Annotated in this window: 11 protein-coding genes; 6 read left to right on the forward strand and 5 right to left on the reverse strand. The window is 64.1% G+C overall.

The features are described from left to right. Window positions 1-13 precede the first annotated feature (13 nt). The 4 genes from BLR25_RS17870 to BLR25_RS17885 all read right to left on the reverse strand — a co-directional run bounded on the left by BLR25_RS17870 (window position 14) and on the right by BLR25_RS17885 (window position 6332). A complete protein-coding gene (locus tag BLR25_RS17870; protein ID WP_091939627.1) occupies window positions 14-769 on the reverse strand; it encodes a competence/damage-inducible protein A in 756 nt (251 codons plus the stop codon). Beyond that, entirely contained in the window at window positions 766-1503 is a 738-nt protein-coding gene (locus BLR25_RS17875) for an EI24 domain-containing protein (RefSeq protein WP_091939629.1), read from the reverse strand. Before BLR25_RS17875 ends, BLR25_RS17870 begins: the two co-directional genes overlap by 4 nt. Beyond that, window positions 1500-5504: an ATP-dependent RNA helicase HrpA gene (hrpA, locus tag BLR25_RS21575; RefSeq protein WP_281245602.1), complete on the reverse strand. Its 4005-nt coding sequence runs from the start codon at window positions 5502-5504 to the stop codon at window positions 1500-1502. Before hrpA ends, BLR25_RS17875 begins: the two co-directional genes overlap by 4 nt. A gap of 120 nt (window positions 5505-5624) precedes the next feature. Then, a complete protein-coding gene (locus tag BLR25_RS17885; RefSeq protein WP_091939631.1) occupies window positions 5625-6332 on the reverse strand; it encodes a DUF599 domain-containing protein in 708 nt (235 codons plus the stop codon). Between the two features lie 117 nt (window positions 6333-6449). Here BLR25_RS17885 and BLR25_RS17890 point away from each other — a divergent pair, with 117 nt between their 5' ends. The 3 genes from BLR25_RS17890 (at window position 6450) to BLR25_RS17900 (ending at window position 9620) form a co-directional block, all read left to right on the forward strand. Then, window positions 6450-7106 (forward strand): HAD family hydrolase, encoded by a 657-nt coding sequence (locus tag BLR25_RS17890; protein ID WP_091939633.1) that lies wholly within the window; start codon window positions 6450-6452, stop codon window positions 7104-7106. Continuing rightward, window positions 7103-7621 (forward strand): YkgJ family cysteine cluster protein, encoded by a 519-nt coding sequence (locus tag BLR25_RS17895; RefSeq protein WP_091939635.1) that lies wholly within the window; start codon window positions 7103-7105, stop codon window positions 7619-7621. Before BLR25_RS17890 ends, BLR25_RS17895 begins: the two co-directional genes overlap by 4 nt. A gap of 208 nt (window positions 7622-7829) precedes the next feature. Then, window positions 7830-9620 carry a glutamine--tRNA ligase/YqeY domain fusion protein gene (locus BLR25_RS17900; protein ID WP_091939637.1) on the forward strand — a complete coding sequence of 597 codons (1791 nt, stop codon included), beginning with the start codon at window positions 7830-7832 and terminating at the stop codon, window positions 9618-9620. Between the two features lie 20 nt (window positions 9621-9640). On the opposite strand, the gene BLR25_RS17905 is transcribed toward BLR25_RS17900, so the two are convergent. Next, window positions 9641-10891 (reverse strand): anion transporter, encoded by a 1251-nt coding sequence (locus BLR25_RS17905; RefSeq protein WP_091939639.1) that lies wholly within the window; start codon window positions 10889-10891, stop codon window positions 9641-9643. Window positions 10892-11080: 189 nt separating this feature from the next. On the opposite strand from BLR25_RS17905, the gene BLR25_RS17910 reads away from it, so the two are divergent. The 3 genes from BLR25_RS17910 to BLR25_RS17920 all read left to right on the forward strand — a co-directional run. After that, window positions 11081-12061: a TAXI family TRAP transporter solute-binding subunit gene (locus BLR25_RS17910; RefSeq protein WP_091939641.1), complete on the forward strand. Its 981-nt coding sequence runs from the start codon at window positions 11081-11083 to the stop codon at window positions 12059-12061. A gap of 251 nt (window positions 12062-12312) precedes the next feature. Then, complete coding sequence (pyrF, locus tag BLR25_RS17915; protein WP_091939642.1) at window positions 12313-13128, forward strand: orotidine-5'-phosphate decarboxylase; 816 nt, start codon at window positions 12313-12315, stop codon at window positions 13126-13128. A 349-nt stretch (window positions 13129-13477) separates the two neighbouring features. Continuing rightward, on the forward strand, window positions 13478-13686 hold a 209-nt coding region (locus BLR25_RS17920), incomplete at its 3' end, for a TRAP transporter small permease (protein WP_143009910.1).

Here is a 13686-nt window from a genome sequence, read left to right on the forward strand (position 1 = left end):
AACCGGCGCGGCCTCAGCCGCGCCAGCGCCAGGTGATGTCGCGCCGCTCGACCTCCTGACGGATCTCTTCGAGCGCCCGGTCGACGAGTTCGCCGTCGCCCTCGACCCCCAACTCCAGGTGCCGACGCTGCCCATCCTCACCGATCGACGGCAGGCTATAGAGGCGCAACGACGGGTAGTCGGCGACGATGCGTTCCATCAGATCGAGCAAACCGCTCTCCACCGCCCGGTCGCCAGTCAACAGGAAGGCTTTGTCGACGAGCGGCTTCCGGTTGAACAGGTGCGAATAGTAGGTATCGAGCACCCACTCGGCCATCGGATGCGCCATCTGCGGAAAACCTGGCAGGAAGTGATGATCGCGGATGCGAAAGCCGGGAATGCGGTTGAACGGATTCGGGATCGTCTCGACGCCGCGCGGAAAAACGCCGAGCAGCAAGCGGTTGGCGGTGATCTGGTCGCCGAAGCGCGCGCGAATTTCGCGCTCGGCATCCGGATGCAGGACGAGGTCGACGCCGAGTGCTTCGGCCGCTGCCTGGCGCGTGTGGTCGTCGGGCGTGTTGCCGATGCCGCCGAAGCTGAAGACGACGTCGCCGGCCTCGAAACTACGGCGCAAGGCCGCGGCCAGGCGCGGACGTTCGTCGCCCATGTACTCGACCCAGGACAAGCGCAGTCCGCGCGCCGCCAGCAAGGCCGCCAGCTTGGCAAAATGCGCGTCCTGGCGTTTACCCGACAGGATTTCGTCACCGATGATCAAAGCACCAAAGTTCATGCGTTCTCCCGATTGAATTCGATGGCCGTCGGCGCGCTGCGCAAGCGGCGCAAGGCCTCGAGACAGGTATGAATATACGCCAGCGCCGCCAGCGATGGCGCCAGCAGGCCGAGGACGGGCACGTGCGACAGCACCGCCATGAACAACCCGAGGCCGAACAGCGCACCGGCATGGCGACGCCGCAGTTCCTGCCATTCGGCCGGCGTCGCATGCAGGGACAGCGCGTCGTAGGCGAAAGTTCGGCGGTTGAGCCAGGCCATCCAGAAGAGCGGCAGGAACAAACCCGCCCCCGGGATCAACCAGAGCGGCAGCGTCAGCACACCGCCGAGCAGGAAGAGCAGCGCCGCCCACAGGCTATTGGCAGTCGAAGCGAGCGCGCTGTCCTTGCCGCGCCGTTCGACATCGGCATAATCGCCGGACGACAGGAGGTCGAGCAGGCGCGGCATCACCAGGATGCCGGCCAGCACGACGGCGACCAGATACGCGGCCGAGAGGAGCAGCAGCCAGCCGCCGAGCGAGGCCAACAGATGCGCGAGCGCCAGCGCGCCCCAGGACGCGATCCAGCGCACCGGCGGCTCATCGAGCAGGAAGGCGACCAACTGATCGAGCAGGAAGAAGGAAAGACCGGCCATGACGACCAAGGCCAGCACCGCTGGCACCAGCAACTCGCGCCAGACGCGCAGACGCCCGAGCGAGCCGACGCTGCGGGCGAGCGCCAGCAAGAGGATATTCATAAAGCCTCCCACATCTTCTGCAGGCGCTTCACCGACACCGGCGCCGGCGTGCGCAATTCCTGAGCGAAAAGCTGCACGCGCAACTCTTCCAGCAGCCAGCGGAACTGTTCGACCTGCGGATTCATGACGCCCTGCTTGGCGAGGACGATGGCGCGCCGCTCGTAGTTCGTCCATAGCGGTGCGTACTCGGCAAGCAGCGAGGCATCGCGCGAGGGATTGGCGCGGAGCTTGTCGAGCCGCATCGACACCGCTTTCAAATAACGCGGCAGATGCTGGAGACGTTCGAACGGCGTCTCGGCGACAAAGCGCTTGCCAACGAGCCTTCCGAGCTGTTTTTCGATGTCCTGCACCGCCGCCGCATGTGCCTTGAAGGCCGGCAGTTTCTTCTGTACCGCCTGCCATTCGGTGAGGATCAGCCCGACCAGCCGGCAGATTTCCTGCGCGATCAACCCGAGACGGGGCTTGGCTTCGCTGCAGCGCTGCCGGAACGCCGCCGCGTCGGTCGGCCACGGCTCAATCAGGCAGGCGCGACGCAGCACGACATCGAGCAACTGGTTACGCAGGTCTTCCTGCGAGCCGAGCGTCATGAACTGCATCGCCATCTGCGTCAGTCCCGGCAGATTCTTTTCGAAATACTTGAGCTGCTCGCGGAACTGCAGCTTGAACAAGCGCAACAAGCCAGCGCCATGGACCGTCTGGGCCTCCTCGAGCGAGTCGAAGACGCATAACGAGACCGAATCGCCGTCGTCCGACAGCCCCGGATAACCGACGATGCGCTGGCCGCCGACATCGACCTCCATGAGCTCGGGCAATTCGCCGAAGTTCCAGTCGGTCATGCCGGCGTATTCGGCCGGCGTTTCGTGCAGCTCGGAGAATTCCTGCTTGGCCTGCCCGCCCCATTCTCCGCGCAGTTCGGCAAGATTACGGCTCATGCCGAGCTGGCGGCCATGCTCATCGACGAGCCGGAAATTGAACGAGAAATGCGCCGGAATCGCATCGGGCCGGAAAGCGTCCGGCGTGATCTCCCAGCCTCGGGCATTGAGGCCGCGCGACTGCAGGATGTAGTGGATCAACGCCGGAATCAGCGCCTTGTCGGAGGGCGGCACCGCCGCGACAAAGTCGGCGGCGAAATCGGGCACGGGCACGAGCTTTGAACGGATTTTCTGCGGCAGCGTCTTGACGAGCTGCACGACCTTTTCCTTGAGCAAGCCCGGCACCAGCCACTCGCTGCGGGCGGCAGGAATCTGGTTGAGCTGGGCGAGCGGCACGGTGATTGTGACGCCGTCCTTCGGCGATCCCGGCTCAAACTGATAGCTCAAATCGAAATCGACGCCGCCGAGCCGGATCGTGTGCGGAAAGGCCTCGGTCGTCACGCCCGCCGCCTCGTGGCGCATCAGGTCTTCGCGTTTGAGGTGAAGCAGCTTCGGTGTGGCGCGCTCGGCTTCCTTGCGCCACTTGTCGAAGTCGGCACCGTTGGTGATGCCCTCGGGAATGATGCGGTCATAGAAGGCGACGATCAGCTCGTCATCGACCAGCACGTCGGGGCGCCGCGACTTGTGCTCGAGCGTCTCGATGTCGAGCATCAACTGATGGTTGTGCGTGTAGAACGCCCAGCGTTTGGCATATTCCTCGGCGATCTCGCCGCCGACCAAGCCTTCGCGAATGAACAGTTCGCGCGCCTCGGCCGGATTCATCGGCCCGTAATTGACGCGCTTCTTCGGATTGACGACGATGCCATACAGCGTCGACCGCTCGAAGGCGATCGCCTGCATCGCCTTCTTCTCCCAGTGCGGATCGAAGTGGCTGCGCTTGATCAGGTGCGCCCCCACCTGTTCGAGCCACTCCGGCTCGATGCGCGCGACACAGCGGGCAAAGAGTTTGGTCGTCTCGGTGATCTCGGCGGCAGCGACCCATTTACCGGCTTTCTTGGCCAGCGTCGAACCCGGATGAATCAGGAACTTGATGCCGCGCGCGCCGAGATAATGGCCGGAATCCTCCGACTTGCAGCCGATATTGCCGAGCAGGCCCGACAGCAGCGCCCGATGGATCGCGTCGTAGTTCGCCGGAATCTGGTTTATCCTGCCGCCGGGCCGTCCCAAGGCAGGATCATCGTCGTCTTGCGAGTCTTGCGAGCGGGTGGGCGCCCCCTTCCCCGGGAAGGGGGGTGGGGGGCTGGCTTTTATTTTCCAGCCGTGCTCGGTCGCCACCGCATGCAGTTGCGTGTGGATGTCATGCCATTCGCGCATGCGCAGCGCCGAGAGGAAATTGGCGTGACAGGCCTGCACCAGCTTGCGCTGCGATTTCTTGTGTTCGAGCTCGCCTTCGTACCACTGCCAGAGCTTGAGCCAGGACAGGAATTCCGACTTCTCGTCGGCGAATTTCTTGTGCGCAGCATCGGCCGTGCCCTGCTTTTCCTGCGGCCGCTCGCGCGGGTCCTGGACGGTCAGCGCGGCGGCGATGATCAGCATTTCGTTGAGACAGCCCTCGTCGCGCGCGGCGACGATCATGCGCGCCACGCGCGGATCGAGCGGCAGCTTGGCGAGTTCCTGGCCGACCGGGGTGAGCGCCCGCTCCTCGGTGACGGCCCCCAGTTCCTGCAACAACTGGTAGCCGTCGTTGATCGCCTTGGGCGGCGGCGCTTCGAGGAAGGGGAAAGACTCGACATCGCCGAGGCGCAGCGATTTCATGCGCAGGATGACACCAGCCAACGATGAGCGCAGGATTTCCGGATCGGCATAGGCCGGCCGCCGGGCGAAATCCTCTTCGTCATACAAGCGGATGCAGACGCCTGCCGAAACGCGTCCACAGCGCCCGGCGCGCTGGTTGGCCGAGGCCTGCGCGATCTTCTCGACCTGCAACTGCTCGACCTTGTTGCGGTAGGAATAGCGCTTGATGCGCGCCAGGCCCGTATCGACGACGTAGCGGATGCCCGGCACCGTCAGCGAGGTCTCGGCAACGTTGGTCGCCAGGACGATGCGCCGTCCCTGGTGCGGCCGGAAAATGCGCGACTGTTCCTCGGCCGAGAGGCGGGCGAAGAGCGGCAGGATCTCGGTACTCGCGCCGCCGCGCCCGAAAGTGTGCTTTCTCAGCGCTTCGGCCGCCTCACGGATTTCGCGCTCGCCCGGCAGGAAAACGAGGATGTCGCCCGGCCCGATGCGATTCAATTCGTCGCAGGCATCGACGATCGCGTCATAAAGATCGCGCTCGTCTTCGTCCTCGGCTTCCTCGGCCTGCACCGGCCGGTAGCGGATGTCGACCGGATAGAGCCGCCCGGACACCTCGATCACCGGCGCTTGGTTGAAATGCTGCGCGAAGCGCTCGGCATCGATCGTCGCCGAGGTGATGATCAGCTTGAGATCGGGGCGCTTCGGCAACAACTGCTTGAGATAGCCGAGCAGGAAGTCGATGTTGAGGCTGCGCTCATGCGCCTCGTCGATAATCAGGGTGTCATAGTTGAGCAACCACGGATCGCCCTGCGTCTCGGCCAGCAGGATGCCGTCGGTCATCAACTTGACGTAGGACTGCGGCGAGGTGCGATCGGTGAAGCGGATCTTGTAGCCGACATGACGTCCGAGTTCGCTCTCGAGTTCCTGCGCGATGCGCGCCGCCGTCGAACGCGCGGCGATACGGCGCGGTTGCGTGTGGCCGATCAGGCCGGTAGTTCCGCGCCCGAGTTCGAGGCAGATCTTCGGCAACTGCGTCGTCTTGCCCGAGCCGGTCTCGCCGCAGACGATGACCACCTGATGCTTGGCAATCAGCGCGGCGATTTCGGCGCGGCGCTCGTTGACCGGCAGTTCGGCCGGAAATTTCGGTGTCGGCAGGTTCTCGCGACGCACCGCCACCGCCGCCCGCGACTTTTCGATCAGTTTCTCAAAATCCGCCTGCAACGCATCACGCTTGGCGCCGAAGAGATGGCGCAGGTCGCGCGCCATCGAACGCAGACGGCGCTGGTCGGTGGCAAGGCAATCATCGAATTCTGAACGGGCGGATCTGGAGTTCACGGCAACGGGGGCGACAAGGCGAGGAAAACGGGCGGGGCTGCGATTTTACCGCAGCACGCGCCTTGCAGCCCCATCCGGCGCAGGATGCAACGCAATCCAACGGTTGATGGTGAACACCCCCTAGGACTCGTCGAGGCTGCGCAAGGCCATCAGCACCGGCGAATCGAATTCGCGTCGCGCCAGCACCACCGCAATCACCGCCGTCGCACCGATAAAGGCCCAGGCCGACACCATCCACGACATCACCGCCATGCCGAAGTAATAGGCGCGGAGACCACGGTTGAAATCGTTTCCGGCACAGGTGTTGACCGCCGCGAATTTGCGCGCGTAATACTCGACCTCGGCTTCGGCGACCTCGTGCGGCACCGAGCCGACGGTGATCGAGAGCAGGTTGAACTGGCGCAGCGACCAGGTGAATTTGAAATAGGCGACGACGAAGACGCTGATCAGGATCAGCAGCTTGATCTCGACCGCCTCGCGCGACAACACGCGCGGCGAGAACGGCAGTTCGGAGGCGGTGGCGATCAACTGATCGAGCGCGCCCAGCGCCGCGAACAGCGCGCCGATGATGTAGATCGAAGTATTCGCATAGAAGGACAGGCTTTGCAGCAGGTTGGCGATCAGCGAGCTGTCGAGAATGCGGTTCTCGCGTCGCACCATCGAGCCCCCCCAGGCCAGTCGCTGCTTGTGCGTTTCCTCCTGCAGCCGCGCCTTACCCAGCCAGCCGCGGTCCACGACGAGTTCAAAGCCGAGCCAGCACACCAGGAACCAGACGAGTCCGATCCAGTCGAGCCGCGACAGCTTGGCCAAAACATCAAGGAAGGACATGATCACACGCTCCGACAAGACCGGGGAATTCCGTATTATCGCGGAATCGGGCATCGCCATCACCACACCCCTGGCCATGACGGTAAAATATGCGTCCCTGCGCGCGCCGACACGACCATGCTTTCCGCCATACTCTGGGACAACGACGGCGTTCTCGTCGACACCGAACACTATTACTTCGAAGCCAATCGCATCTACCTGCGCCGCCACGGCATCGAACTGACTGAAGAACAATTCTGCCGCTGGTATCTCTGCGAAAGCCGCGGCGCCTGGCACCTGCTCGACGCGAACGCCAGCCGGGCGCAGATCGACCACTGGCGCAACGAACGCAACGTCATCCACCTGCAATTGCTCGAAGAAGCCGGATCGCTGCTGACGCCCGGCATCGAAGCCCTGCTCGCCGATCTCCACGGCCGCGTCGCCATGGGCATCGTCACCAGCGCAACGCAGGAAAGCTTTACATCGATCCACCGCCGGCACGACCTGCTCCGTCATTTTTCTTTCGCCCTGACGGCCGAAACCTATAAACGCAGCAAGCCGGCGCCCGATCCCTACCTGCTCGGCGTCGAACGTATCGGCAAGCCGGCCGACGAATGCCTGGTCGTCGAGGATTCGCCGCGCGGACTCGCCGCCGCCCGTGCCGCCGGACTGCGCTGCATCATCCTGCGCCACCCGCTGATGCGCGATCACGATTTCGCCGGCGCCACCCGCGTCGTCGATTCGGTCGATGAACTGCGCGAGGCGATCGAGACGCTGCTGGGCGAGCACGCATGAGCGCCCTGACCGACCTCCATCAGGAAATCGACGCCCGCGTCGACAACATCCGCGCCAGCCACCCCGACTGGCTGTGCGGCAAAGGCTGTGACGGCTGCTGTCGACAACTGGCCGAACTGCCGCGGCTGACACACAGCGAATGGGCGTTGCTGCAGACCGGGTTGTCCACGCTCGACGAACCGCAGCGCGCGGCCATTCGGCAGCGACTGGCCGATCTCGGCCCGACCCCGGCGCGCCCGGTCACCTGCCCGCTGCTCGACCCGGCAACCGGCGCCTGTCCGGTATACGCGCATCGCCCAACCGCCTGCCGCACCTACGGTTTCTACGCCGAACGCGACCGCTTGCTTGTCTGTGGGCGAATCGCGGCGCAGGACGCCGAGGGAAAACTCACCACCGTCATCTGGGGCAACCACGCACGCATCGACCGGGCACTGGCCGAAACCGGAGAAGTTCGCAGCCTCGCTGAATGGTTTAAAGCCTGTTTCGGTAGGGCTCGCGGGCCGCGTTGTCGATAGGGGCGGAGGGATGCAAGGCGCGAGGCGCAGCGCATGGTTGTTCCATGCGCAAGCGGAGCAACGCCGCAGACACCGCCCCTATCGGCAGCCCAAAGGGCCGTCGGCGCGGCCGACGATCCCTACCGAAATAGGCTCTTAATCAGGCAGAATGGAAGGCGGAGGCTGGCTGCGGTTAGAATAGCGGACTTGGAACATTGAGGAATCCGCCGTGAGCAACACCGCCAAGAACGCCAACACCGACGCAAACGCACCCGCGACCAACTTCATCCGTAACATCATCGACGCCGATCTCGCTGCCGGCAAGCATGCCCAGCGCCACTGGTCGGGTCAGCCGGGACTGGCGAAGCAGCAACTCGACGGCGAACTCGACGCAGCGAAAATCCGCACGCGCTTCCCGCCCGAGCCCAACGGCTACCTGCACTTCGGCCACGCCAAGTCGATCTGCCTGAACTTCGGCCTGGCGCGCGATTACGGCGGCCGTTGCCACCTGCGTTTTGACGACACCAACCCGGAGAAGGAAGAGAAGGAATACGTCGACTCGATCGTCGACGCCGTCCGCTGGCTCGGCTTCTCCTGGGGCGACGGCGACGAGACCAACCTCTACTACGCCTCCAACTACTTCGACTGGATGGTCGCCTGCGCCGAATACCTGATCGAGGCCGGACTCGCCTACGTCGACAGCCAGAACGCCGAGGAAATGCGCGCCAACCGCGGCACGCTCACCGAAGCCGGCAAGGATTCCCCATACCGTTCGCGCACGCCGGAAGAAAACCTGGAACTCTTCCGCCGCATGCAATCGGGCGAATTCGCCGACGGCGCGCACATCCTGCGCGCCAAGATCGACATGGCCTCGCCGAACATCAACCTGCGCGACCCGGCCATCTACCGCATCCGTCACGCCACGCACCACAACACCGGCGACAAGTGGTGCGTCTATCCGATGTACACCTTCGCGCACCCGATCGAGGACGCGCTCGAAAACATCACGCACTCGATCTGCACGCTCGAATTCGAGGATCAGCGCCCGTTCTACGACTGGCTGCTCGACCATCTTGCCGCTGGCGGCCTGCTGCAGCGCCCGGTGCCGCAACAGATCGAATTCTCGCGCCTCAACCTGACCTACGTCGTCCTCTCCAAGCGCAAGCTGATCCAGCTTGTCGAGGAAAAGCACGTCTCCGGCTGGGATGACCCGCGCATGCCGACGCTCGTCGGCGCGCGCCGGCGCGGCTACACGCCCGACGGCTTCCACCTGTTCGCCGAACGCATCGGCGTCTCCAAGGCCGACTCGCTGATCGACTACGCGCTGTTCGAGGACTGCATGCGCGAAGTCCTCAATGAAACCGCCGAGCGTCGCGTCGCCGTGCTCGACCCGCTCAAGCTGATCATCGACAACTACCCCGAAGGCGCGCGCGAAGACTGTTTCGCCCCGAACCACCCGCTCAAGCCGGAACTCGGCAAGCGCGCCATGCCCTTCGGTCGCGAGCTCTGGATCGAGCGCGAAGACTTCATGGAAACGCCGAGCAAGGGCTATCACCGGCTCTATCCGGGCAACATGGCCCGCCTGCGCTACGGCTTCGTCGTCAAGTGCGTGGGCTGCGACAAGGACGCCGACGGCAAGGTCGTCGCGGTGCACTGCGAATACATGCCCGATTCCAAGAGTGGCACGCCGGGCGCCGACAACTACAAGGTCAAGGGCAATCTGCACTGGGTCTCGGCGGCCGACGCCTATCCGACCGAAGTACGTCTCTACGACCGGCTCTTCTCGAACCCGGCCCCGGGCAGCGGCGGTCGTGACTTCCTCGACGATCTCAATCCGCACAGCATCGAACGCATCACCGCCCAACTCGAACCGGCGCTCAAGTCAGCAAAACCGGACGAGCGCTTCCAGTTCGAACGGCACGGCTACTTCGTCGCCGACCGCGTCGACTCGAAGGACGGCGCGCCGGTCTTCAACCGCACGGTCACGCTCAAGGATTCCTGGGGCAAGACGGCGAAATAAGGGGTGCGGGGTTATACCCCCTAAACCCAGAAGACACCGAACAGCAAGGTCAGCACCGTCAGCGGCGCACCAACGCGGAAATACACCCAGAAGCCGATCGGCACGCCGGCACTCTGGGCGCGCTGGGCGACGATCAGATTGGCGACCGAACCGACCAGCGTGAAGTTGCCGGCCAAGGTCGAGGCCATGGCGACGACGCGCCAGGCGCGTTCTGGATCGGGCAAGCTGACCACGAAGGGCTTGAGCATCAGCACCGCCGGCACGTTGCTGACCAGATTCGACAGTCCGGCGGTGAGCAGCGTCAGCACACCGACATGATCGAGATGCTGACGCGCCACGGCGGCAATCACGCCGGGCGTCACCGCCACACGCTCGAAGGCAGCGACGACAACGAACAGGCCGGCGAACATCACCAGCAGCGGCCAGTCGATTTCCCGATACACCTTGTACGCCTTGATGCGGCGCGTGAACAACAGGAAAGCGCCGCCGAGGATTGCAACCTTCGACACTGGCTGTCCGAACAGGAACAGCAGCACCATCGCCACCAGCACGATCAGCGACTTCAGTATCACCGGCGGCAGATAACGTGCCGGGCGAGCGGGCGACGGCGCAAACGGTTCGCGCGTCAGGAATTCCTGCCGATAGAACACGGCCAGCAAGAGCACCGTCAAGCCGAGGCCGATCAGCGCCACGGGCGCCAGGGCCATGGCGAAGTCGCCGTAGGACATCCGCGACAGACTGCCGACGATCATGTTCTGCGGATTGCCGGTGATCGTTGCGACGCTGCCGACGTTCGAGGCCAGCGCCACCGCCAGCAGGTAAGGCACCGGATTACGCCGCAGGCGCAGCGTCAGTTCGAGTACCAGGGGCGTCATGACGACACAGATCGTGTCGTTCACGAGAAAGGCCGAGAGCACGCCCGACAACACGACGATCGTCGCCAGCAGCGCCAACGGATGGCGCGCGCGCTGCACGACCCAGTCGTTGACCCAGTGGAAGAAACCCGACAGGCGCAGATTGGCGACGACAATCATCATGCCGAGCAGGAGCGCAATGGTATCGAAATCGATCGCCGCGATCGCCTCGTCGAGCGTCATCACGCCCAGCCAGACCATCAGGCAGGCCCCGAGCAAGGCGGCACCGGCACGATCGAGGTGATAGCCCGGCAATTTCCCGACGGCAATGAAGGCGTAGGTGGCGAGAAACACGGCGATCGCCGTCCAGCCCGCCGCATTGCGCAGCAATCCCTCGATCGAAGAAAACACAGACATGGGCCGATGACCTATGGAAAGCCGCCATTATCGGGCCGAGCGGTCCCCGGTGGAAGCGGACGTCATTCCTTCACACGACGTTTCTCGCGCATTTGCCCTGTCATCCGATCGGCATCTGCGCTATCCTGCGGGGTGTTTTTTCCAAGGCGGCTCGCCAGTGCGGGCCGCTCCCGTCCGGAGACCTCGACGATGACACGGCCCAAAGCGAAATTCGTTGCCGCAGCGCTTGCGACAATGCTCGCGGGTGGCATGGCTGCGGCCGAGACGCGCGAAATCACGATCGGCACGGGCAGCGCCTCGGGCGTCTACCGCATCGCCGGCGAAACGATCTGCCGTCTGCTCAACCGCGACACAGCCCGCCACGGTCTGCACTGCCAGACCAGGGGAACCGGCGGATCGATCCATAACATCGAGGCCATCCGTAGCGGCGCGCTCGACTTCGGCATCGTCCAGTCCGACGTCCAGTATCTCGCCACCAAAGGCCAGGGCCAATTCAAGGACAGCGGCCCGTTCAAGGACCTGCGTGCCGTCTTCGCCGTCTACCCCGAGCCGCTGGTCGTCCTGGCGCGCGACAAATCCGGCGTTGCCCGCTTCGAAGATTTCCGCGGCAAACGCTTCAATGTCGGCAACCCCGGCTCCGGCACGCGCACCACCATCGACATGCTGCTCGCCGCCGCCGGCATGAGCACCAACGATTTCTCGCGGGCCAGCGAACTCTCGCCCGACGAGCACGGCAAGGCCCTGTGCGAAAACCGCATCGACGGACTCGGTTATGTCGTCGGCAATCCGGCGGCCAATCTCCAGGCCATCACCAAGGCCTGCAACGCCCATCTCGTGCCGCTCACCGGCCCGGCCGTCGACCGGCTCGTCGTCGAAACGCCCTACTTCGCCTATACCACCATCCCGGGCGGCACCTACCCGGGCAACCGCGACGCGGTCCGCTCGTTCGGCGTCGTCGCCACCTTCGTCACTTCGGCCAAGGTACCCAACGAGACCGTCCATGCCGTGGCCTCGGCCGTATTCGAGCACTTTGACGAATTCCGCAAGCAGCACCCGATCTTCGCCTATCTCCACCCGATGGACACCGTCCATAGCGGCTTGACGGCGCCGCTCCATGACGGCGCCTTCCGCTATTTCCGGGAAAGAGGCTGGATTCGCCGCGGCGACTGAGAGCCTATTTCGGTAGGGCTCGCGGACTGCGTTGTCGATAGGGGCGGATGGATGCAAGGCGCGAGGCGCAGCGCATGGTTGCTCCATGCGCAAGCGGAGCAACGCCGCAGACACCGCCCCTATCGGCAACCCGAAGGGCCGTCGGCGCGGCCCACGAGCCCTACCGAAATAGGCTCTAAATACCCGCGAGCATCGCGGGGTCTTGCGTCGGCATGCGACAATAGCGCCTGCGCTCAACTCAAGGAATCGCCATGACTTTCATAGACACCCTCAACGCCGCCTGGCGCAAGAACAACTCGCTGCTCTGCGTCGGCCTCGATCCCGACCCGGCGAAATTCCCCGCCCATCTGCAAGGCAAGCCCGACGCAATCTTCGAATTCTGCCGAAACATCGTTGACGCGACGTCCGACCTGGTCTGCTGCTTCAAGCCGCAAATCGCCTACTTCGCCGCCAACCACGCCGAGGACCAGCTGCAGGCGCTGATCGCCCACGTACACGCGACCTACCCCGGCGTTCCGGTCATTCTCGACGCCAAGCGCGGCGATATCGGCAGCACTGCCGAGCAGTACGCGATCGAAGCCTTCGAGCGCTACCAGGCTGACGCGCTGACCGTAAACCCGTACATGGGCAAGGATTCGGTCGATCCCTATCTCGCCTACCCGGACAAGGGCGTCATCCTGCTCTGTCGCACGTCGAACCCCGGCGGCAGCGACCTGCAATTCCTCGATGTCGGCGGCAAGAAACTCTATGAGCACGTCGCCGACATCATCGCCCGCGACTGGAACACCACCGGGCAATGCGGCCTCGTCGTCGGCGCCACCTTCCCCGGCGAAATCGCCCGCGTACGCGAAATTGTCGGCGACATGCCGCTGCTCGTGCCGGGTATCGGCGCCCAGGGCGGCGACGTCGAAGCGACGCTGAACGCCGGCAAGGCCGCTGGCGGCACCGGCCTCATCATCAACAACTCGCGCGCCATCCTCTACGCCGGCAAGGGCGAAGACTTCGCTGACGCCTCACGGCTCGCCGCCCAAGCCTCGCGCGACCTGATCAACCGCTACCGCAACTAGGCCGCCACGCCGGAGACCTTTCGCAGCGGTGCGCCAATAATCTGGCGCACCCTGCATGCGCTGCCCGCCCGCGGACGCGCCCCCCATCCTTCGCGCATCTCCTCGCGATCGCCCGCCGCCAATCCAGAGCGCGGGCGCTTTCGTCTTACCCGGCACTCGCTCTTCGTTTCAGCGCCCTATACATTTCCGCGCAATGTTGTATTATGTGTCACAAATCACAAGATACCTATGTACGCGGATCGACCGCGGCCATCCCGCTTCGCAACGTCCGCGAAGCGTTTTTCGGACAAGACATCCCGACATATCGGGCCACAGCATGCCCCGTGGCCGACACCCTGGGGAGGGTTTGATGTTTTCAAAGATTCTGCTGAAGTCGCTCGAATGGCTGCTGATCTGCATATTCGGGCTGATGGTGTTGCTGGTATTCGGGAACGTGGTACTGCGCTACGGGTTCAACTACGGGATCATATTTTCGGAAGAGGTTTCGCGTTTTCTCTTTGTCTGGATGGTGTTCCTGGGGTCGGTGCTGATGCTCTATGACAACGGGCATCTTGGCGT

The sequence above is a fragment of the Propionivibrio dicarboxylicus genome, from assembly GCF_900099695.1.
Taxonomy (GTDB): domain Bacteria; phylum Pseudomonadota; class Gammaproteobacteria; order Burkholderiales; family Rhodocyclaceae; genus Propionivibrio; species Propionivibrio dicarboxylicus.